Genomic DNA, 19,285 nt, shown 5'->3' on the forward strand with positions numbered 1-19,285 from the left:
CAAGATGAACAGAACGTTGCTCGCCGCCGCCGTCCTGGCCGTCCCGGCCCTGGTCCTCGCCAAGCTGCCCGCGCCGCAGCTGGACGACGCCGCCAAGGCCAAGGCCGCCGAAACCGCGGCGAAGACCGCGTGGCAGGCCAAGGTGGACGCCTACCAGCTGTGCAAGTCGCAGGACCGCGTGGCGGCTGCCTACAAGAAGGCCGGCGGCGCGTCCGGCGTGCAGGTCGCCGTGGCGCAGCCGGCGGCCGCCGCCGCGTCCGCCCCCGCCGGCAAGTCGCCGGAGCCCAAGGCCAAGGACAACAACCCGGGCGCGGCGATGCCCAAGCCAGCCGCCAGCGGCCCGGCGGCGTCCGAAGGCGGCGGGACGCCGGTCAAGGATGTCGGCACCGCCGCCGTGACCATTCCGCCTTGCAGCGATCCGGGCGCATTTGCGTACAACGCGCCGCAGCAGACGCCGCTGGAGACTTCCGGCGCGCATTCGCCCGCCGGCACCGCGGTGCAGCCGCCGAGCGTGAACCAGCATGCGGCGGAGATGGCGCCGGCGAAGAAATAAGCCGTTGCATCCGTGGGCCGCGTGCCGCCCGGGCGGCCCCGCCCGGCGCGCGCCATACACTCGGGCATGCCTGTCCTCACGCAAGCCACCGCGCCCCTGACGCGCAGCGTCGAGATCGTCAACGAGCACGGCGAGGCCGAAACCGTCTCCATCCCGGCCGAGCGCGACCTCACCGTCTACGTGGACAAGCGCGAGCTGGTGACGCTCATGACCCTGGGCGCGCATCCGGAATGGCTGGTGCTCGGCTACCTGCGCAACCAGCGGCTGGTGAAGGAACTGGCCGCCATCGCCTCGGTCACGGTCGACTGGGAAGTCGGCGCGGCCGCCGTCTACACGCACGAAGGCATCGCCGACATCGAGGAGCGCACCGCCAGCCGCGTGGTCACCACCGGCTGCGGCCAGGGCAGCGTGTTCGGCAGCCTGATGGACGAACTCGACACCTTGGTGCTGCCGCCGGCGCGCATCACGCAGGCGCAGCTGTACGGCATCGTCAACGCGATCCGGCTGCAGGAGAGCACGTACAAGTCGGCCGGCTCGGTGCACGGCTGCGCGCTGTTCGCCGGCGAGGAGATGCAGCTGTTCGTCGAGGACGTGGGCCGCCACAACGCCATCGACACCATCGCCGGCTGGATGTGGCTGCGCGACGGCGACAGCCCGCCCGCCCAGCCCGGGGACGCGCCGCTGGTGTTCTACACGACCGGCCGGCTGACCAGCGAGATGGTGATCAAGTCGGCGCAGATGGGCGTGGCCATCGTCGTGTCGCGCAGCGGCATGACGCAGATGGGTTTCGAGATCGCCGAGAAGCTGGGGCTCTGCACCATCGGCCGGGCGACCAACCGCCACTTCCTTTGCTACACCGGCCGCGACCGCTTGCTGCTGCAGCCCGAACTGGCGGGCCCGCGACCACGCGCAACTGCCTGAAACCAGATGGAAGGGCCACCCGGCGGGTGGCATCATTCCCGCATGTCCGACGCCGCTGTTTCCGCTTCCCAGTCCCAGCCCGCCGCACCGGCGCTGCCGCTGCACGCCTGGGTGCTGGAAGGCCTGCGCGCCGGCGTGTTCCTGCGCCCGCGCGTGGCCGGCCGCGAGCCGGCGCCCGCGCAGCTGCTCTGGCTGGCGCTGATCGCCGCGGCGGTGGAGATCGCGCTGGGCCGGCTGGAGGTGGCCGGTTCGGCCGACTTCAACCTGCATAGCTATCTCGCCTCGTGGTGGGGCATCGGTGCGATGGCGCTGCTGATGTGGGCGCTGCTGGCGCGCGATCCGCTGGCGGCCGATCGGCCGTCCGGCGTCGCCACCTGGTTCGCGCTGTGGCTGATGGCGGCCATCCCGCCCGGTGTCGCCGCGCAGGCCCTGAGCATCCTGCAGGCGCAGGACTGGCTGCCGGACAACCTGGACGACTCGGCGCTGTTCGCCTGGGGCGTCTACTTCGTGCTGTGGGCCTGGACGATCGCGGTCGCGCTGCGCCTGGGCTGGCACTTCGGCCTGTCGCGGGGGCGCCTGTTCGCGCTGGCCTTCGGGCTGGTGGCGATCTTCGGCGTGACGGCCTGGGAGTTCCCGGACCGGCCCTGGCTGTCCGACGAACCGCAGGAGGAGGAGCAGCGCCTGGTCCTCAGCCAGGAAGTGTTCGAGACGCAGCAGGCGCTGTGGCAGAACGCCGTCGACGGCCTGGCGCCGCACCGCCCGGGCCGGGTCGACGTCTACGGCCTGGTGTTCGCGCCCGATGGCGGCGAGGACGTGTTCCTGCGCGAAAGCGCGCTGGTCACGCGCGTGCTGGAGCAGCGCTTCGACGCCTCCGGCCGCGTGCTGCTGCTGGTGAACCACCCCACCACCGCTGAGACCCTCCCCTGGGCTACGCCGCGCAACCTGCAGCGTGGCGTGGAGGCGATCGCGCAGCGCATGGACCGCGAGCACGACGTGCTGGTGGTCTACCTTACCTCGCATGGCGCCGCCGATTTCCAGCTGGCCGCGGCCAACCCGCCGCTGGACGTGGACACCATCAGCCCCGGCGAGCTGCGCCTCGCGCTGGACAACGCCGGCATCCGCAACCGCGTGATCTTCGTCTCGGCCTGCTACTCCGGCGGCTGGGTGGGGCCGCTGGCGGGCGACACGACGCTGGTGATGACGGCGGCCGATGCCGACCACACCTCCTACGGCTGCGGGCGGCTGTCGGACCTCACCTTCTTCGGCCGCGCCGTGTTCGACGAGCAACTGCGCCGCACCCACTCGTTCGAGCAAGCGTTTGCGGCGGCGGTGCCGGTGATCAAGCAGCGCGAGGACGAAGCGGGCAAGACGGATGGCTTCTCCAACCCGCAGATCAGCGTGGGCGAGAAGATCAAGCCGGTGCTGCGGGAGCTGGCGCAGCGCCTGGATGCGTTGCCGCCGAAGCCCTGACGCCCTCATCTTCGCCTGAGGGAATTCGGTTAAGGTCCGGGACCATGATTCCCCGATCCGCCTGGTCCCTCGGCTGGCGCACGCTGTGGCGCGACCTGCGCGCCGGCGAGCTCCGGCTGCTGATGGTGGCCGTGACCCTCGCCGTCGCCGCGCTCACCGCCGTCGGCTTCTTCGCCGACCGCCTGCAGGGCGGCCTGGTCCGCGACGCCCGCCAGCTGCTGGGAGGCGACGTGGTGGTGGTGAGCGACGCGCCCACGCCGCAGGCTTTCCACGATCGTGCCAAGGCGCTGGGGCTGCAAGGCGTCACGACGCTGGTGTTCCCCTCGATGGGCCGCGCGCCCGACGCTCTCGGGGGCGCCAGCCGGCTGGTGGCGCTGAAGGCCGTGCCACCCGGCTACCCCTTGCGTGGCCAATTGCAGACGGCCACCCAGGACGGCGGCGCGGCCCAGCCCACGCGCGACGTGCCGGCCCGTGGCGAAGCCTGGGCCGACCCGGCGCTGCTGGAAGCGCTGGGCCTGAAAGTGGGCGACCCCATGCTGCTCGGGGACGCGCAGCTGCGCATCGCCCGCGTGCTGGTGGTGGAGCCGGACCGCGGTACCGGCTTCCTCAATTTCGCCCCGCGCGTGATGATCAACGTCGACGATCTCGACGCCACGCACCTGGTGCAGCCCGCCAGCCGCGTGGGCTACCGCTTCGCCGTCGCCGGGCCGGACGCCCAGGTGGCGCAGTTCTCCGCCTGGGCCGACGCCGAGGTGAAGAAGTCCGACGTGCGCGGCGTGCGCGTCGAGTCGATGGAAAGCGGCCGCCCCGAGATGAAGCAGACGCTGGACCGGGCGCAGAAATTCCTGAACCTGGTGGCTCTGCTGGCCGCGCTCCTGAGCGCGGTGGCGGTGGCGCTGGCCGCGCGCGGCTTCGCGACCAGGCACCTCGATGACTGCGCGATGCTGCGCGTGCTGGGCGAAAGCCAGCGCAGCATCGCCTGGAGCTATGCCTTCGAGTTCGCGCTGGTGGGCCTGGTGGCCAGCGGCGCCGGCGTGCTGGTGGGCTTCCTGGTGCACTTCGTGTTCGTCGCGCTGGTGGGCGGGCTGGTGCAGGCGACGCTGCCGCCGCCGGGCCTGTGGCCGGTGGGCTTCGGCATCGGCATGGGCCTGACCCTGCTGTTCGCCTTCGGGCTGCCGCCGGTGCTGCAGCTGGCGCAGGTGCCGCCGCTGCGCGTGATCCGGCGCGATGTCGGCAGCCTCAAGCCAGCTTCGCTGCTGGTGCTGGGCATCGGCGTAGCGGGCTTTGCCGCGCTGCTGCTGGCCGCCAGCAGCGACATCAAGCTGGGCGCCATCGCGGTGGGTGGCTTTGCCGGCGCGGTGCTGGTGTTCGCCGGCCTGAGTTTCGTCGCGGTCAAGCTGCTGCGGCGGCTGGTGAACGAGCAGACCGCGCCGCGCTGGCTGGTGCTGGCCACGCGCCAGATCGGCGCCCGCCCGGTCTACGCGGTGGTGCAGACCAGCGCGCTGGCGGTGGGACTGCTGGCGCTGGTGTTGCTGGTGCTGCTGCGCACCGACCTCATCGCGAGCTGGCGCCAGGCCACGCCGGTGGACGCGCCGAACCGCTTCGTCATCAACGTGCTGCCGGAGCAGAACGAGGCCTTCCTCGCGATGCTGAAGAAGGCGGGCGTGCAGAAGTTCGACTGGTACCCGATGTTCCGCGGCCGGCTGGTGGCGGTGAACGGGCGCAACATCGGCCCGGACGATTTCACCGAGGACCGCGCGAAGCGGCTGGTGGACCGCGAGTTCAACCTGTCCAACGCGGCGCAATTGCCGGGCCACAACCAGCTGGTGGCCGGGCGCTGGCAGCCGGAGGAAGCCGGCGCCGTCAGCGTGGAAGAGGGCATCGCCAACACGCTGGGCCTGAAGCTGGGTGACATGCTGCGCTTCGACGTGGGCGGCATGCAGAACGAGGCGAAGGTCACTTCGATCCGCAAGGTGGACTGGGCTTCGATGCGGGCCAACTTCTTCGTGATGTACCCGGTGAGCCGCATGCCGGACATGCCCGTCACCTACATGGGCGCGTTCAAGGCGCCGGAGCGGCGCGGTTTCGACAACGAACTGGTGCGCGCCTTCCCGAACATCACGGACGTCGACATGACGGCGACCATCAACCAGATCCAGGGCGTCCTGGACAAGGTGATCCGGGCGGTGGAATTCCTGTTCGGCTTCACGCTGGCCGCGGGCGTGGTGGTGCTGTTCGCGGCGGTGACGGCCACGCGGGAGGAGCGAGCGCGCGAGTTCGCGATCATGCGCGCGGTGGGCGCGCGCGGCGCGCTGCTGAGGCAGGTGCAACGCGCGGAGCTGGCCGGTGTCGGCCTGCTGGCGGGCTTCCTGGCCAGCGTGGTGGCGGCCATCGTGGGCTGGGCGCTGGCGCGCTATGCCTTCGATTTCACGTGGACGGCGTCGCCGCTGGTTCCCTTGGTGGGCGCGGTCGCCGGTGCGCTGCTGGCGCTGGCGGCGGGGTGGTGGGGCCTGCGTGAAGTACTGACCCGGCCGGTGGTGGAGACCTTGCGGAAGGCTGCCGAATAGGTCCTCTGGGACAATTCAGGCATGGAGAGTCAAGAAAAGCCGCCGTACGAGACCCCTTTCGAGTGGATCGGCGGCGAAGAGAAGGTGCAGGCGCTGGTCGAGCGCTTCTATGACCTGATGGACCTGGAGCCCGGTTACACCGCGCTGCGCGCCGCCCACGGCACCGAGCTGGAGCGGGCGCGGCAGAACCTGTTCTGGTTCCTCTGCGGCTGGCTGGGCGGGCCGCAGCACTACGTGGAGCGCTTCGGCCATCCGCGCCTGCGCGCGCGCCACATGCCTTTCAAGATCGGCATCAAGGAGCGCGACCAGTGGCTGGCGTGCATGGACCAGGCGATGGGCGACGTGGGTGTGGATGAGACACTACGCTCGCGATTGCGTGACTCGTTCTTCCAGACCGCGGACTGGATGCGGAATACGCACGGGTGATGGAATCCCCGGTCGATGTAGGGTGCGCAGCTCCGCTGCGCACCGAATGATCGGTCGGCCTCACGTGGTGCGCAGCAAAGCTGCGCACCCTACGGACCACGGACCACGGACCACGGACCACGGACCACGGACCACGGACCACGGACCACGGACCACGGACCCACGGACCGCGGTCAAGCGCCCGGCTTCAAGAGCACCACCACGGCCCCCGCGCCACCCTCGTCGCCCCGCGCCTGCACGAACGCCAGCACCTCGTTCTTCTGCACCAGCCACCCATGCACCTTGCCTTTCAGCACCGGTGTCTTCCCGGGTGAGCCCAGGCCTTTCCCGTGCACCACGCGCACGCAACGCAGGCCAGAGCGGACGGATTCGCGCAGGAAGCCCGCCATGGCCTCGCGGGCGTCGTCGGTGCGCAGGCCGTGCAGGTCGATTTCGCCCTGGATGCTCCAGTGGCCGCGGCGCAGCTTGCGCGCCACGTCGATGCCGATGCCGGGACGGCGGAAGCTCATGGCCTCGTCCACCTCCAGCAGCGTGGACGCGTCGAATTCGTCGCTGATCGACTCCTGCATCACCCGCGCATCATCGAGCTGGCGCTGGGCCGGGATGGGCGCGGGCGGCTCCGGGAGGTGATGGACCCTGCCGTGCGGCGCCAGCCTCTGCACGGCGCCGGCCGCGCGCTGGAACAGGTTCTGCTCCGCGTCCAGGCGTTTCTGGGCGAGCGCGCGGGCGGCGGCCTGCTCCTTCGCGAGCCGCTCCTGCTCCGCCAGATGCTTGCGCATGGTCTCCAGGTCCTGCAACGACTTCGATTTCACAACAGCCCCTTCTCCGCCATCGACAAGGCATGGCCCGGCGCCACGATCACGTGGTCCAGCACCCGCACGTCCACCAGCGCCAGCGCGGCCTTCAGCGTCTGCGTCAGCGCTTCGTCGGCGCGCGAGGGCTGCACGGTGCCACTGGGGTGATTGTGCGCGAGCACCAGCGCCGCCGCGTGGTGCTGCAGCGACTTCAGGACGACTTCGCGCGGGTACACACTGGTCTGTGTCAGCGTGCCGCGGAAGAGTTCCTCCATGGCGATCAGCCGGTTCTGGGCGTCCAGGAACAGGGCCGCAAAGACTTCATGCGGCTTGCGGGCCAGGTGCAGCTGCAGGTAATTTTTCACGGCCTCGGGCGAGCCGAACACCTCGCGGGCCTTCAACTGCTCGGCGACGGCGCGCCGGGCGAGTTCCAGCACCGCCATCAATTCGGCCCGCTTGGCGGTGCCGCCCAGGCCCTTGACCAGCCGCAGCTGGGCGCCGTCGGCGTGCAGCAGGCCGGCCAGGCCGTCGAAGCGGGCCAGCACCTCGCCGGCCATTTCGAACACCCCGCGCCCGGCCGTGCCGGTGCGCAGCAGCAGGGCCAGCAGTTCGGTGTCGCTGAGGGCGCCAGGGCCCCGCGCCAGCAGCTTTTCACGGGGCCGGGCATCGGCCGGGAGGTCTTTCAATGCCATGTCCGGGTTTTCCTCGCCGCATTTTTTACAATGGAGGGCTGATAGACGGGACTTCCATGGCCTCCTCCGCGCCCCGGGTACAACCGGGCTCCTTCCTCACGCTGCACTACCGGCTCGCCGGTCCGGGTGGCGACATCATCAACACCTTCAACGACAAGCCGGCGACGCTGACGCTCGGCACGGGCGAACTGTCGCCGGCCGTGGAGCAGCGGCTGCTGGGGCTGGAAGAAGGCACGCGAGCGCATTTCGACATCCCGGCGGGCGAGGCGTTCGGCGAACGCAACCCCGACATGGTGCAGTGGGTCGCGCGCAAGCTCCTCGTGCAGATGGGGGATCCGGACGAGACCTACCACGTGGGCGACGTCGTGCAGTTCCCCACGCCAGACGGCATGGGCCAGTACGCCGGCGCCGTGCAGCAGCTGGGCGACGACAGGGACGGCGACGGCCGCCCGGACGCCGTGCTGTTCGACTTCAACCACCCCTTGGCCGGCCAGCCGGTGACCTTCGAGGTGCATGTGATCGGAGTGCTGTGATGGCGCACGGACCGGAAGAAATCCTGCTGGCCGAGCCGCGCGGCTTCTGCGCCGGCGTCGACCGTGCGATCGACATCGTGGAGCGGGCGCTGGCCAAGTTCGGCCGGCCCATCTACGTGCGCCACGAGATCGTGCACAACACCTTCGTGGTGAACGACCTCAAGTCCAAGGGCGCGATCTTCATCGAGGACCTGGCCGAGGTGCCGCCCGGCGCCACGCTGGTGTTCTCGGCCCACGGCGTCAGCAAGGCGGTGGAGCGCGAAGCGGAGCAGCGCGGCTTCCGCATCTTCGACGCCACCTGCCCGCTGGTCACCAAGGTGCACGTCGAGGTGGCCAAGCTGGCGAAGGAAGGCTACGAATTCGTCATGATCGGGCACAAGGGGCATCCCGAGGTGGAAGGCACCATGGGCCAGCTCGATCACGGCATCCACCTGGTGGAGGACGTGGCCGACGTCGCCGGCGTGCAGCCTTCGCAGACCGAGAAGCTCGCCGTCGTCACGCAGACCACGCTGTCGGTGGACGACGCGGCCGAGATCACGGCCGCCGTGCGCGCCCGCTTCCCCAAGATCCGCGAGCCCAAGCAGCAGGACATCTGCTACGCCACGCAGAACCGCCAGGATGCGGTGAAACTGCTGTCGCGCGTGGTGGACGTGGTGATCGTGGTCGGCAGCCCGACCAGCTCCAACAGCAACCGCCTGGCCGAGCTCGCGCGCAAGCTGGGCGTGCCGGCCTACATGGTGGACAGCCCGTCGGAGCTGCAGGCGGACTGGCTGGAAGGCCGGCAGCGCGTGGGCGTCACGGCCGGTGCCTCCGCGCCCGAGATCCTGGTGCAGGAAGTGATCGAGCGCGTGAAGGCGCTGGGCGCGGTTTCCATCCGCAAGATGGACGGCATCCAGGAGACGGTGAAGTTCCCGCTGCCCAAGGGCCTGAAGACGGACTTCAGCCCGCTGTGACGGGGGGCGGCACAATGCCGCCCATGGCCACCCGAACCGACATCCAGGCCGCCGCCGACCGCTTCGCCACCGACGGCCGCGCCTTCATCCGCCAGACGCCCCTGTGGAAGCTGCCCGGTGCCGCCTTCGGCGTCGAATGCCAGGAAATCTGGCTGAAGCTCGAGCACCTGCAGGCCGGCGGCAGCTTCAAGGCGCGCGGCATGTACAACCGCCTGCTTGCCCATCCCATCCCGGACAGCGGCGTCATCGTCGCCTCCGGCGGCAACGCCGGCATCGCCACGGCCGCCGCCGCGCGAGCCCTGGGCGTGCCCTGCGAAGTGTTCGTGCCCACCGTCAGCAGCCCGGCCAAGCAGGCCAAGCTGCGCGAGCTGGGCGCGTCCGTGGTCGTCACCGGCGCCGTCTATGCCGAAGCGCTGGAAGCCTGCCTGCAGCGGCAGCGCGAGACCGGCGCCTTGCTGACCCACGCCTACGACCAGCCCGAAGTGGTGGCCGGTGCCGGCACGCTGGCGCAGGATATCGAGGCGCAGGGCGGCGAGCCGCCGGCGAGCGTGCTGGTGAGTGTCGGCGGCGGCGGCCTCATCGCCGGCATCGCCGCCTGGTTCGAGGACCGCAGCCGGGTGATCGCGCTGGAGCCCGAGCTCGCGCCGACCCTGTATCGCGCGCGCGCAGCCGGCGCGCCGGTGGATGTGGCCGTGAGCGGCATCGCGGCCGATTCGCTGGGCGCCAAGCGCATCGGCGCGATCGCCTGGGACATTTCGCAGCGCTTCGTGCCGCAGTCCCTGCTGGTGACCGACCATGCCATCCGCCAGGCGCAGCTGGCGCTGTGGAAGGAATTCAAGCTGGCCGTGGAGCCGGCCGCGGCGCTGGGGCTGGCGGCGCTGCAATCGGGTGTCTACGTGCCGCAAACCGACGAGGTCTGTTGCCTCGTGATCTGCGGCGCGAACCTGGACCCGGCGACGCTCGCCTGAAGCTCGACGTCGTTGGGCAAGTAGGGCGGCAACTAAAATGCCTTCATGCTCGATGTCAACCTCCTGAGAAAAGACCTGCAGTCCGTGGTGGCACGGCTGGAGGCCCGCAAGTCGCCGCAAGCCTTCCTGGACGTGGGAGCGTTCCAGCGGCTGGAGTCCGAGCGCAAGACCATCCAGACCCGCACCGAGGAGCTGCAGGCCAAGCGCAACGCTTTATCCAAGCAGATCGGCCAGCTCAAGTCCAAGGGCGAATCCGCAGACGCCGTGATGGCCGAGGTGGCCCAGCTCAAGACCGAGCTGGAGCAGTCCGCCGCCCGGCTGGAGCAGATCCAGCCCGAGATGCAGGCCCTGCTGCTGGCCGTGCCCAACCTGCCGCACGAAAGCGTGCCGGTCGGTTCGGACGAGCACGGAAACGTCGAAGTCCGCAAATGGGGCACGCCGCGCCAATTCGACTTCACCGTCAAGGACCATGTGGACCTGGGCGTGCCGCTGGGCCTGGACTTCGAGATGGGCGTCAAGCTGAGCGGCGCCCGCTTTACGGTGATGAAGGGCCAGATCGCCCGGCTGCACCGTGCGCTTGCCCAGTTCATGCTGGACGTGCAGGTGAACGAGCATGGCTACACCGAGTGCAACACGCCGGTGATCGTCAACGAGGCCACCTTGCGCGGCACGGGCCAGCTGCCCAAGTTCGAGGGCGATCTGTTCGCCGTCAGCAAGGGTGGCCAGGAAGGCCTGGCGTCCGAGGAACAGCAGGCGCTGTACCTCATCCCCACCAGCGAGGTGACGCTGACCAACTTCGTGCGCGACGAGCTCGTGCCCGAGGCGGCGCTGCCCCTGCGCCTGACCGGCCACACGCTGTGCTTCCGCTCGGAAGCGGGCAGCGCCGGCCGCGACACGCGCGGCATGATCCGCCAGCACCAGTTCGAGAAGGTCGAGATGGTGCAGGTGGTGCACCCGGAGAAGAGCTACGAGGCGCTGGAGCAGATGGCCGGCCATGCCGAGGCCATCCTGCAGAAGCTGAAGCTGCCTTACCGCGTGATGCTGCTGTGCACCGGCGACATGGGCTTCGGCGCCGCCAAGACCTACGACCTGGAAGTCTGGCTGCCGGGGCAGGACACCTACCGCGAGATCAGCTCGGTCTCCAACTGCGAAGCCTTCCAGGCCCGCCGGCTGCAGGCGCGCTTCAAGAACGCGGCCGGCAAGAACGAGCTGGTGCACACGCTCAACGGTTCCGGCCTGGCCGTGGGCCGCACGCTGGTGGCGGTGCTGGAGAACTACCAGAACGCCGATGGTTCGATCACGGTGCCGGAGGCGCTGCGGCCGTACCTGGGCGGCGTCGAAACCTTGTCATCCCGGCCTTGAGCCGGGATCCAGGTTCCAGATCTCCGCTACAATAGGGGGCTTCGCACCACGCGATAACCGAATCAGGAGCGGTGGCAGAGTGGTCGAATGCGCCGGACTCGAAATCCGGTGTACGGTTATACCGTACCGTGGGTTCGAATCCCACCTGCTCCGCCAGCCTTAAGGGCCTGATGCTACGAAAACCGTAGCTCAGGCCCTTCGCCTTGGGGCGCTGCAAACCGCGTCTGGCAAAGCTGCCATTTGCGGCTGCCGGGATCCTTTCCCTCAGCGCTTGAACTTCCCGTCGGCCCCGATGATCGAGAGCTCCACGAAGTCCATGCCGCTGTGGTTGTCCGCCGCGTAGTTCACCTCGAGGCCGCCGAAGTCGTAGTGCTTCATGCCGTTCAACGCGGCCACCAGCGACTGGCGCGTGGGCTTGGGCCCGGCGCGCCGCAGCGCCTCCACCAGCACCTTCGCGCCGCAGAAGCCTTCCAGGAAGATCGGCGACAGGTCGGTCTGGCCCGCGGCCTTGGCGAGTTCCTGCGCCTCGCGCACCACCGGGTAGCCGATGTTGCGTTCCGACGGGAAGACCTGGCTCACGATCACGCCGCGCGCCTTGTCGCCCAGCTGGTTCACGAAGCCCGCGGATGCGTTGTTGGACAGCGTGACGACCTGCGCGGTGGAGCCGGCGGCGCGCAGCGCCTTCACGCCTTCCGACACGACGCCGGCCGCAGCCACCCACAGCACGGTCTGCGGGTTCGACTTGACGATGCCGTCCACCATTGCCTTCAGGTCCGGTTGGGTCCGGCTGTCGGCCTTGATGATGGCTACGGGCTCGAGCTTCTCCCGCTCGAAGCCGCGGCGCACGCCTTCCATGATGTCGCTGCCGAACGAGTCGTCCACGTAGACCACGGTGATCTTGGTGACGCCCACCGTCTTCAGGTGGGAGATCGCCTTCTCCGCCTCGTGCTGGTGGCTGGCGCGCACGTTGAAGATCAGCGGATTCACCGGCGCGCGCAGCAGCATGGCGCCGGAAGCCGGCGCGACCAGCGGCACGCCGTTCTGCATCATCACCGGCAGGATCGCTTCGGTGTGCGGCGTGCCCCGGTTCATGAACAGCGCCAGCACGTTCTTCTCCTGGATCAGGCTTTCGGCGTTGGCGCGTGACAGCTTCGGGTCGAACTTGTCGTCGAGGACCACGAGCTCGATCTTTTCGCCGTGGATGCCGCCCTTCGCGTTGATGGCGTCGAAGTACAGCTTGGCGCCGGCAGCGGATTCCCTGGCGGAAGCGGCGATCGGACCGGTGACCCCGGTCGTCTGGCCGATCAGGAGGCTGGCCTGCAGGGAGCCTGCGGCGCAGGCCATGGCGAGCCCTGCGAGGAAACGGGACGGAAGCGTGAACATCAGAAGACGGCTTTTTCGCCCGGCTTCAGCGGCAGCACGCGCGTGGCCGTGTCGCCGAGCGCACGCTGGAACTCCTCCGGCGTGCCGCGGCCCAGCGGATTGGCGCCATAGTGCATGGGGATCACGGCTTTCGCCTTGATCCATTCGCGCGTGGCGTAGGCGGCCTCAGCCGGCCCCATCGTGAAGTGCCCACCGATCGGCATCAGCACGAGGTCCGGATGGTAGTACTCGGCGATGAAGCGCATGTCGCTGAACAGGCCGGTATCGCCCATGTGCCAGATGCGGAAGCCGTTTTCCAGCTCGATGATGTAGCCCACCGGCTCGCCGGCGTAGTGCGCCTCGTCCTTGCCGCTGGCCGGGTTCTTCCAGACGAGGATGGAGGAGTGGTCCGCGTGCACGGCGGTGACATGGATGCCCGGCACGGGCGTCACGGTGCCGCTCTTGTTGAAGCGCGGCACCTGGTTCGCCGGCAGGATGCCCAGCAGGCCGACCACCTGGTTCATGTCGCCGGGCGCGTACATCGGGATGTTGTTCATCTTCGCCAGGTCGGGCGCGTCGGCGAAGTGGTCGGCGTGGCCATGCGTGACGAGCAGGACGTCGACCTTGCCCAGCGCGGCCAGGTCCTTGTACTGCGGCGGCGTCAGCGGGTTGGGCCGCAGCCAGGGATCGGTGACGATCACCTTGCCGCCGGGCGTCGTGATGCGGAAGGCGGACTGGCCCAGCCACATCACCTCGGTCTTGCCGGACGGCGCTTGCGCCCAGGCTTGCGTACTCACGGCCAGCACGGTGGCCAGCAGCAGGCGCAGGAAGTTTCGCTTCATGGTCTCTCTCTTCTCCTCGTTGTCCGTCAATCCAGGTGGATGTGGGCGGCCTTGGCCACCTTGTCCCAGCGCGGGATCTCGCGCGCGATCAGCTGCCCGAAGGCTTGCGGCGTCGCGGGCGTGGGCTCCGCGCCCTCGGCGGCCAGGCGCGTGCGCACGTCTGCCAGCGCCAGCGCCTTGTTCACCTCCTGGTTCAGGCGCGCCACGATCTCCGGCGGCGTACCGGCCGGGGCCACCAGCCCGTACCACTGGTCGGCCTCGAAGCCCTGCGTGCCCGGCACGCCGCTTTCGGCAACGGTGGGCACATCGGGCAGCACCGCGAGCCGCTTCGGGCTGGAGACTGCCAGCGCGCGCATCTTGCCGGCCCGGATCTGCGGCAGCAAGGCCGGCACGCCCGTGAACAGCACCTGCAACTGGCCGCCCAGCAGGTCCTGCACCGAGGGGGCGGTTCCCTTGTACGGGATGTGCAGCAAGGACGTGCCGGTCTGCAGCTTGAAGTACTCCATGGTCATGTGCGCGGCGCTGCCGTTGCCGCCCGAGCCGTAGGCGAGCCGTCCCGGCTGCGCCTTCGCGAGCGCGACGAGTTCCTTCAGGCTCTTGGCGGGCACCGACGGATGCACCACCAGCACGTTGGGCACGCGCGCGACCCAGGCCACCGGCAGGAAGCTGCGCTGCGGGTCGTAACCGAGCTTGGGATACAGCGCCGGGTTCACCGCCAGCGTGCCGACATGGCCCATGAACAGCGTGTAACCGTCCGCGGGCGAGCGCGCCGCCTTTTCCGCGCCCAGGGAGCCACCGGCGCCTGGCACGTTGTCGATGACGACGGGCTGTCCCAGCGCGCGGGACAGCGCATCGCCCACCGCACGCCCGAGCACGTCGGCCGAACCGCCCGGCGTGAAGGGAACGATCATGCGCAGCGGATGCGCGGGCCAGGTCTCCGCGAAGGAGGGAAGGGCGAGGGCCGAGGCGCCGAGCAGCAGCGCCTGGCGGCGCGTGGCGCGCAGCTTGGAGTTGTGGATCATGGGGTTCTGTCTGCGTTGATCTCGCCGCACGAGCGCAGCGGCACGCGGGGGCGCGGGCGCGGGTCGTGCAACCGGGCGCTCTACGCGCGGGCGCATTCTGCGGATGAGCCTGCTTCTCGGGAAGATGTCTGGATCGGTGGCGCGATAACGCCTGGTTATCACGGAGGGCAAGCTACGTCCTAAGTTTTCGGCTTCGCGTTCGGGTAGCGCCTAGGAACTACATTCCGCTAAACTCGGCCCGCCCTGAGGAGGGTACTGAAAAAGGCATAGCGGAATCATGATCCGAAGAGGAAAGTACCTGGCCCTCGCGGCCGGCATGCTGGTCGCCGCGGGTGCCGCACATGCGACCATGAGCGTCGCGCAGTTCAAGGAAGGCCGCTTCGCCGCGCACGGCAGCCAGAGCGCGACGATCTTCGAGATGTACCTGACCGGCCTCGCCGACGGCGTCCAGTCCATCAACACGATGGCGGATCGCGCGGGCGGCAAGAGGCTGTATTGCGTCCCGGGCGGCTTCGTGCTCGACGCCGACACGACCAAGAAGCTGATCATGATGGAGCTGCGCGGCGCCAACGCGCTGGACAACGCCCGGTTCGACAGCACGGCCGCATCGGTCGTGCTGCTGAAGGCGTTGATGGACAGCTATCCCTGCAGGTGAGGGGCGGCGGGCGGCGACCGATGCTATCGTCGCGCCCATGTCCCGCTTCCCCGAAGACATCTACACCGAGCCCGCCGACCAGGACGGCAACACTCTGGCCAACCTCGGCCCCTTGCGCCGGATGGCAGGCCTCTGGCGCGGCGAGCGTGGGCTGGACGTGAAGCCCAAGGCCGATGGCCCGCGCAAGCAGGCGTACATCGAGCATTACGAGCTGCAGCCCATCGACCCGCAGACGAACGGGCCGCAGTTGCTCTATGGCCTGCGCTACCACACGTTCATCCACAAGCCGGGCCTGACGAAGATGTACCACGACCAGGTCGGCTACTGGCTGTGGGAGCCGGCAACCGGCATGGTGCTGCACACGCTGGCGCTGCCGCGCGGACAGGTCGCGATGGCCAGCGGCCAGGCCACGGCCGATGCGGACCGCTTCGAGCTGCGCGCGGCGCGCGGCAGCCTCGAGAACGGCATCGTGTCCAATCCCTTCCTGGAGCACGCTTTCACGACGCTGGAGTGGCGCATCGCCGTGAGATTCAACGCGGACGGCACCTGGTCCTATGAGCAGGACACCGTGCTGCAGATCCAGGGCCAGGCCGAGCCCTTCCACCACACGGACCGCAACACGCTCACGAAGGTCGGCGAACCTTCGCTGAACCCGCTGGCGCAGGCCTAGTCGTCGCCGCCGAGGATCGCCTTCACTTCCAGGTACTCCTCGAAGCCGAACACGCCGAACTCGCGCCCGTTGCCGGACTGCTTGTAGCCGCCGAAGGGCAGGCTGCGGTCGAAGGGCGCGCCATTGAGGTACACGCGCCCGGCGCGCAGGCGGTTGGCGATGCCGCGGGCCCGGCGCACATCGCGCGATTGCACGAAGCCCGCGAGCCCGAAAGGCGTGTCGTTGGCGATGGCCACGGCCTCGTCCTCGCTGTCGTAGCTGAGGATGGACAGCACGGGCCCGAAGATCTCCTCGCGCGCGATGCGCATGGCCGGCAGCACGTCGCCGAACACGGTGGGCCGGACGTAGTAGCCGCGTCCGAGTCTCGGCGGCCGCCCCAGGCCGCCGGCGACCAGCGTCGCGCCTTCCTCGATGCCCGAGCGGATCAGGTGCTGCACTTTCTCGAACTGCGCCTGGCTCACCAGCGGCCCCATGGTGGTGGCGGGATCGAGCGGCTCGCCGAGCCGGATGGATTCGACGGCGTCGCGTGCAGCCGCGAACGCCTCCTCGCGCCGTGCGCGCGGCACCAGCATGCGCGTGGGTGACTGGCAGTTCTGGCCGGCGTTGGTGTAGCAGGCGTGGACGCCTTGCGTCACCGCGGCGTGCAGGTCGGCGTCGTGCAGGATGATGTTGGCGGACTTGCCGCCCAGTTCCTGCGCCACGCGCTTGACGCTGTCCGCGGCGAGTTTCGCAACGCGCACGCCCGCCGTCGTCGAGCCGGTGAAGGACACCATGTCGATGCCGGGATGCGCGGCGATCGCCTCGCCCACCGTCGGCCCGTCGCCGTTGACGAGGTTGAACACGCCGGCCGGCAGCCCCGCGTCGTGCACGATGTCGGCGAACAGCATCGCGCTGAGCGGCGCGAGCTCGCTGGGCTTCAGCACCACGGTGCAGCCGGTGGCCAGCGCCGGCGCCACCTTCGACGCCACCTGGTTCAAGGGCCAGTTCCAGGGCGTGATCAGGCCGCATACGCCGATCGGCTCGCGGCGCACGACGCCGGCTCCCATGCGCGTCTCGAAGGCATAGTCCTTCAGCACGCGCACGGCTTCCTCGAAGTGGAACAGCGCCACGGTCGCCTGGCGCTCGGTCGCGAAAGTGATGGGGGCGCCCATCTCCAGGCTCATCGCGCGCGCGAGTTCCGGCAGGCGTGCACGAAAGCCGTCGATGATCGCCTGCAGCCACGCGATGCGCAGCCCCACGCTCGTGCCGGCATAGGCGTCGAAGGCGCGCCGCGCCGCCTGCACCGCGCGGTCCACGTCCTGCCGCGAGCCGAGGCTGATCTGCGCGAAAGTCTCTTCCGTCGCGGGATTGACCACGCCCAGCGTGGCAGGCACCGCGGGAGCTACCCATGCACCGTCGATGTAGAACTGCAGGGCCTGCATCATCAGTCGAGCGTGATCTTGGCGGCGTCCACCACGCGTTTCCACTTGGCCGACTCCGCGGCCATCTTCTCGCTCAGCTGCGCGGGCGTGGCGGAGAGCGGGATGACGCCCAGCGCGGCGAGCTGGGCCTTGCCTTCGGCGGAGCTGGTGTAGCGGTTGATTTCCTTGTTCAGCGAATCGACGATGGGCTTGGGCAGGCCGGCCGGCCCGATCATGGCGTTCCACACGGTGGCGACGAGGTCGATGCCTTGCTCGCGCGCCGTCGGCACGTCGGGCAGGCCGGGGAAGCGCACGCTCGACGTGACGGCCAGTGCCTTCAGCTTGTCGGCCTGGATGTTGGGCACCAGCGCCGTCACCGGCGCGGAGACGGCCTGCACCAGGCCGCCGATCGCGTCCGTCATCGCGGGCGCGTCGCCCTTGTACGGGATCGAGCGCAAGGACGCGCCGGTGTTGATGCGCAGGTATTCGGCCGCGAGGTGGCCGATGGTGCCGCTGCCCGGGTTGGAGATCGTCAGGTCCTTGCCCTTGGACTTGCCGAGGGCAACGAACTCCTTGAGGCTCGCGGCCTTCACCTGCGGGTTGGCGGCGATCACCAGCGGGATCTCGCCGACCAGCGCCACCGGCGTCAAGTCCTTCGCGGCATCGAAAGGCATCGGCTTGTAGAGCCACTTGTTGTTGGCGAGCGGGCCCGAGGTCGCCAGCCCCAGCGTGTAGCCGTCCGGCGCGGCCTTGGCGACGAAGCTGACGCCGATGTTGCCGCCGGCTCCGGCGCGGTTCTCCACGATGAACTGTTGCCCGTAGTGCGTGCTCAGGTGCTGCGCGAGCTGGCGAGCGACCAGGTCCGAGCTGCCGCCGGGCGCGAAGGACGCGATGATGTGCACCGGCTTGTTCGGCCAGTTGTCCTGCGCGTGGGCGCCTCCTTGCAAGGCCAGCAGCGCGGCCGCGGTGGCGGCGAACGCACGGGCGAACGGGGCGAGTCTCATCCTTTGTCTCCTTGGATCTGCTTGTCTTCGGTGCGCGCAGTTTCCCCAGCTGGGCTGGACTAGACAACACGTCATTTCCGTCGTTCCGTGGCACGGAATGCGCGAACAATCCGCTTCGCCTGTGGGCGGGGCTGCGGCATCCTGCACGCCTCACCAAACGCACCGAGAACATGTCAGCTCGCTTCTTCGAAGATTTCCAGCTGGGCGAAACCTGGACCAGCGCTCCCACGCCCATCACGGCGGAAGAGATCGTGGCCTTCGGCCGCGACTTCGATCCGCAACCTATGCACACCGATGCCGAACTGGCGGCGTCGGGCCCCTTCGGCGGCCTGGTCGCCAGCGGCTGGCACATCGCCGCACTCTCCATGCGCGTCTTCGTGCAGGGCGGCGGCTACGGCAAGACGCCGATGGTCGGCCTGGGCATCGACGAACTGCGCTGGCGCGCCCCGGTGCGCGCCGGCGACATCCTCACTGTGAAGCGCGAAGTGGCTGGGCTGCGCCGCTCCGCATCGCATCCCATGCATGGCATCGTGCGCACGCAGGTGACGGTGAGCAAGCAGGACGGCACCGTCGTGATGACCTTCATCAGCGCGGGCCGCGTGCCGGCGCGCGAGCGCATGGAGGCCGCATGAGCCTGGTGCTGGAACATGCTTCCGATCTCGCGGCCCGCATCGGCCAGCCGCTCGGCGCGAGCGACTGGGTCTGCCTCGACCAGCGCAAGATCGACGCCTTCGCCGACCTGACCGGCGACGACCACTGGATCCACGTCGACGTGGAGCGCGCTGCGCGCGAGATGCCGCAGGGCAAGACCATCGTCCACGGCTTCCTCGTGCTGTCGCTCATCCCTTTCCTGCAGCGCGGCATTTACACGATCAGGCAGCGCGGCAAGGGCCTCAACTACGGCTGCAACCGAGTGCGCTTCACCGCGCCCGTGCCCGTGGGTTCGCGCGTGCGCTTGCGCCAGTCGGTCAAGGAATGCTTGCGGCTGGAGGACGCCACGCGCATCACCTTCGAATCGACCATCGAGATGGAGGGCCAGGAGCGGCCCGCGCTGGTGGCCGAAACCCTGCTGCAGATTTTCGACCGCTAGC

20 protein-coding genes and 1 tRNA gene are annotated in these 19,285 nt (G+C 69.4%); 14 read left to right on the top strand and 7 right to left on the bottom strand.

The features are described from left to right. Window positions 1-4 precede the first annotated feature (4 nt). The 5 genes from HHL11_RS08870 (at window position 5) to HHL11_RS08890 (ending at window position 5,937) form a co-directional block, all read left to right on the top strand. The gene (locus HHL11_RS08870) at window positions 5-553 is read left to right on the top strand and encodes a hypothetical protein (RefSeq protein ID WP_169418038.1); all 549 of its coding nucleotides are present in this window, start codon (window positions 5-7) and stop codon (window positions 551-553) included. 66 nt (window positions 554-619) lie between these two features. Then, on the top strand, window positions 620-1,474 hold the full coding sequence (locus HHL11_RS08875; RefSeq protein WP_169418039.1) for a formate dehydrogenase accessory sulfurtransferase FdhD: 855 nt from the start codon (window positions 620-622) through the stop codon (window positions 1,472-1,474). Between the two features lie 42 nt (window positions 1,475-1,516). Continuing rightward, window positions 1,517-2,944, top strand: coding sequence for a C13 family peptidase (locus HHL11_RS08880; protein WP_169418040.1), 1,428 nt, complete (start codon window positions 1,517-1,519; stop codon window positions 2,942-2,944). A gap of 44 nt (window positions 2,945-2,988) precedes the next feature. Next, a complete protein-coding gene (locus tag HHL11_RS08885; RefSeq protein WP_169418041.1) occupies window positions 2,989-5,511 on the top strand; it encodes an ABC transporter permease in 2,523 nt (840 codons plus the stop codon). Between the two features lie 21 nt (window positions 5,512-5,532). Further along, entirely contained in the window at window positions 5,533-5,937 is a 405-nt protein-coding gene (locus HHL11_RS08890) for a group II truncated hemoglobin (RefSeq protein ID WP_169418042.1), read from the top strand. Window positions 5,938-6,110: 173 nt separating this feature from the next. On the opposite strand, the gene HHL11_RS08895 is transcribed toward HHL11_RS08890, so the two are convergent. After that, entirely contained in the window at window positions 6,111-6,716 is a 606-nt protein-coding gene (locus tag HHL11_RS08895; RefSeq protein WP_169419967.1) for a Smr/MutS family protein, read from the bottom strand. 29 nt (window positions 6,717-6,745) lie between these two features. Beyond that, window positions 6,746-7,423 (bottom strand): RadC family protein, encoded by a 678-nt coding sequence (gene radC, locus HHL11_RS08900; RefSeq protein WP_169418043.1) that lies wholly within the window; start codon window positions 7,421-7,423, stop codon window positions 6,746-6,748. Window positions 7,424-7,479: 56 nt separating this feature from the next. On the opposite strand from radC, the gene HHL11_RS08905 reads away from it, so the two are divergent. The 5 genes from HHL11_RS08905 to HHL11_RS08925 all read left to right on the top strand — a co-directional run bounded on the left by HHL11_RS08905 (window position 7,480) and on the right by HHL11_RS08925 (window position 11,395). After that, window positions 7,480-7,956, top strand: coding sequence for an FKBP-type peptidyl-prolyl cis-trans isomerase (locus HHL11_RS08905; protein WP_169418044.1), 477 nt, complete (start codon window positions 7,480-7,482; stop codon window positions 7,954-7,956). Beyond that, window positions 7,956-8,909, top strand: coding sequence for a 4-hydroxy-3-methylbut-2-enyl diphosphate reductase (ispH, locus tag HHL11_RS08910; protein WP_169418045.1), 954 nt, complete (start codon window positions 7,956-7,958; stop codon window positions 8,907-8,909). Before HHL11_RS08905 ends, ispH begins: the two co-directional genes overlap by 1 nt. Before the next feature lie 23 nt (window positions 8,910-8,932). Next, entirely contained in the window at window positions 8,933-9,877 is a 945-nt protein-coding gene (locus HHL11_RS08915; protein ID WP_169418046.1) for a threonine/serine dehydratase, read from the top strand. A gap of 45 nt (window positions 9,878-9,922) precedes the next feature. After that, window positions 9,923-11,239, top strand: coding sequence for a serine--tRNA ligase (gene serS / locus HHL11_RS08920; RefSeq protein WP_169418047.1), 1,317 nt, complete (start codon window positions 9,923-9,925; stop codon window positions 11,237-11,239). A gap of 65 nt (window positions 11,240-11,304) precedes the next feature. Next, window positions 11,305-11,395: transfer RNA gene (locus tag HHL11_RS08925), tRNA-Ser, on the top strand. Between the two features lie 108 nt (window positions 11,396-11,503). On the opposite strand, the gene HHL11_RS08930 is transcribed toward HHL11_RS08925, so the two are convergent. From HHL11_RS08930 to HHL11_RS08940, 3 genes are read right to left on the bottom strand one after another with little or no spacing between them, the layout of a single operon-like run. Further along, a complete protein-coding gene (locus tag HHL11_RS08930; protein WP_169418048.1) occupies window positions 11,504-12,622 on the bottom strand; it encodes an ABC transporter substrate-binding protein in 1,119 nt (372 codons plus the stop codon). Beyond that, window positions 12,622-13,443 (bottom strand): metal-dependent hydrolase, encoded by an 822-nt coding sequence (locus HHL11_RS08935; RefSeq protein ID WP_169418049.1) that lies wholly within the window; start codon window positions 13,441-13,443, stop codon window positions 12,622-12,624. Before HHL11_RS08935 ends, HHL11_RS08930 begins: the two co-directional genes overlap by 1 nt. Window positions 13,444-13,469: 26 nt before the next feature. Further along, complete coding sequence (locus HHL11_RS08940; protein ID WP_169418050.1) at window positions 13,470-14,465, bottom strand: Bug family tripartite tricarboxylate transporter substrate binding protein; 996 nt, start codon at window positions 14,463-14,465, stop codon at window positions 13,470-13,472. Window positions 14,466-14,742: 277 nt separating this feature from the next. On the opposite strand from HHL11_RS08940, the gene HHL11_RS08945 reads away from it, so the two are divergent. Further along, window positions 14,743-15,120 carry a Rap1a family protein gene (locus HHL11_RS08945; RefSeq protein ID WP_169418051.1) on the top strand — a complete coding sequence of 126 codons (378 nt, stop codon included), beginning with the start codon at window positions 14,743-14,745 and terminating at the stop codon, window positions 15,118-15,120. A gap of 37 nt (window positions 15,121-15,157) precedes the next feature. Beyond that, window positions 15,158-15,790, top strand: a complete 633-nt coding sequence (locus HHL11_RS08950; protein ID WP_169418052.1) for an FABP family protein — start codon at window positions 15,158-15,160, stop codon at window positions 15,788-15,790. On the opposite strand, the gene HHL11_RS08955 is transcribed toward HHL11_RS08950, so the two are convergent. Together HHL11_RS08955 and HHL11_RS08960 are read right to left on the bottom strand one after the other, a co-directional pair. Further along, entirely contained in the window at window positions 15,787-17,214 is a 1,428-nt protein-coding gene (locus HHL11_RS08955; RefSeq protein ID WP_169418053.1) for an aldehyde dehydrogenase family protein, read from the bottom strand. The genes HHL11_RS08950 and HHL11_RS08955 overlap by 4 nt on opposite strands. Further along, window positions 17,214-18,194, bottom strand: coding sequence for a Bug family tripartite tricarboxylate transporter substrate binding protein (locus HHL11_RS08960; RefSeq protein WP_169418054.1), 981 nt, complete (start codon window positions 18,192-18,194; stop codon window positions 17,214-17,216). The genes HHL11_RS08955 and HHL11_RS08960 overlap by 1 nt, the downstream gene beginning before the upstream one ends. 170 nt (window positions 18,195-18,364) lie before the next feature. Here HHL11_RS08960 and HHL11_RS08965 point away from each other — a divergent pair, with 170 nt between their 5' ends. Together HHL11_RS08965 and HHL11_RS08970 are read left to right on the top strand one after the other, a co-directional pair. Next, window positions 18,365-18,826: a MaoC family dehydratase gene (locus HHL11_RS08965; protein WP_169418055.1), complete on the top strand. Its 462-nt coding sequence runs from the start codon at window positions 18,365-18,367 to the stop codon at window positions 18,824-18,826. After that, on the top strand, window positions 18,823-19,284 hold the full coding sequence (locus tag HHL11_RS08970; RefSeq protein WP_169418056.1) for a MaoC family dehydratase: 462 nt from the start codon (window positions 18,823-18,825) through the stop codon (window positions 19,282-19,284). Before HHL11_RS08965 ends, HHL11_RS08970 begins: the two co-directional genes overlap by 4 nt. The last annotated feature ends 1 nt before the right edge of the window (window position 19,285 follow it).

Source organism: Ramlibacter agri (assembly GCF_012927085.1).
GTDB lineage: Bacteria > Pseudomonadota > Gammaproteobacteria > Burkholderiales > Burkholderiaceae_C > Ramlibacter > Ramlibacter agri.

Bases quoted from the DNA above. Each gene is read 5' to 3' on its own strand.
- HHL11_RS08935 (WP_169418049.1), bottom strand. From the start codon at position 13,443: ATGAAGCGAAACTTCCTGCGCCTGCTGCTGGCCACCGTGCTGGCCGTG.
- HHL11_RS08940 (WP_169418050.1), bottom strand. From the start codon at position 14,465: ATGATCCACAACTCCAAGCTGCGCGCCACGCGCCGCCAGGCGCTGCTG.
- radC (WP_169418043.1), bottom strand. From the start codon at position 7,423: ATGGCATTGAAAGACCTCCCGGCCGATGCCCGGCCCCGTGAAAAGCTG.
- HHL11_RS08970 (WP_169418056.1), top strand. From the start codon at position 18,823: ATGAGCCTGGTGCTGGAACATGCTTCCGATCTCGCGGCCCGCATCGGC.
- HHL11_RS08885 (WP_169418041.1), top strand. From the start codon at position 2,989: ATGATTCCCCGATCCGCCTGGTCCCTCGGCTGGCGCACGCTGTGGCGC.
- HHL11_RS08960 (WP_169418054.1), bottom strand. From the start codon at position 18,194: ATGAGACTCGCCCCGTTCGCCCGTGCGTTCGCCGCCACCGCGGCCGCG.
- HHL11_RS08905 (WP_169418044.1), top strand. From the start codon at position 7,480: ATGGCCTCCTCCGCGCCCCGGGTACAACCGGGCTCCTTCCTCACGCTG.
- HHL11_RS08930 (WP_169418048.1), bottom strand. From the start codon at position 12,622: ATGTTCACGCTTCCGTCCCGTTTCCTCGCAGGGCTCGCCATGGCCTGC.
- HHL11_RS08950 (WP_169418052.1), top strand. From the start codon at position 15,158: ATGTCCCGCTTCCCCGAAGACATCTACACCGAGCCCGCCGACCAGGAC.
- HHL11_RS08965 (WP_169418055.1), top strand. From the start codon at position 18,365: ATGTCAGCTCGCTTCTTCGAAGATTTCCAGCTGGGCGAAACCTGGACC.
- serS (WP_169418047.1), top strand. From the start codon at position 9,923: ATGCTCGATGTCAACCTCCTGAGAAAAGACCTGCAGTCCGTGGTGGCA.
- HHL11_RS08915 (WP_169418046.1), top strand. From the start codon at position 8,933: ATGGCCACCCGAACCGACATCCAGGCCGCCGCCGACCGCTTCGCCACC.
- HHL11_RS08945 (WP_169418051.1), top strand. From the start codon at position 14,743: ATGATCCGAAGAGGAAAGTACCTGGCCCTCGCGGCCGGCATGCTGGTC.
- HHL11_RS08895 (WP_169419967.1), bottom strand. From the start codon at position 6,716: ATGCGCAAGCATCTGGCGGAGCAGGAGCGGCTCGCGAAGGAGCAGGCC.
- ispH (WP_169418045.1), top strand. From the start codon at position 7,956: ATGGCGCACGGACCGGAAGAAATCCTGCTGGCCGAGCCGCGCGGCTTC.
- HHL11_RS08890 (WP_169418042.1), top strand. From the start codon at position 5,533: ATGGAGAGTCAAGAAAAGCCGCCGTACGAGACCCCTTTCGAGTGGATC.
- HHL11_RS08875 (WP_169418039.1), top strand. From the start codon at position 620: ATGCCTGTCCTCACGCAAGCCACCGCGCCCCTGACGCGCAGCGTCGAG.
- HHL11_RS08880 (WP_169418040.1), top strand. From the start codon at position 1,517: ATGTCCGACGCCGCTGTTTCCGCTTCCCAGTCCCAGCCCGCCGCACCG.
- HHL11_RS08955 (WP_169418053.1), bottom strand. From the start codon at position 17,214: ATGATGCAGGCCCTGCAGTTCTACATCGACGGTGCATGGGTAGCTCCC.
- HHL11_RS08870 (WP_169418038.1), top strand. From the start codon at position 5: ATGAACAGAACGTTGCTCGCCGCCGCCGTCCTGGCCGTCCCGGCCCTG.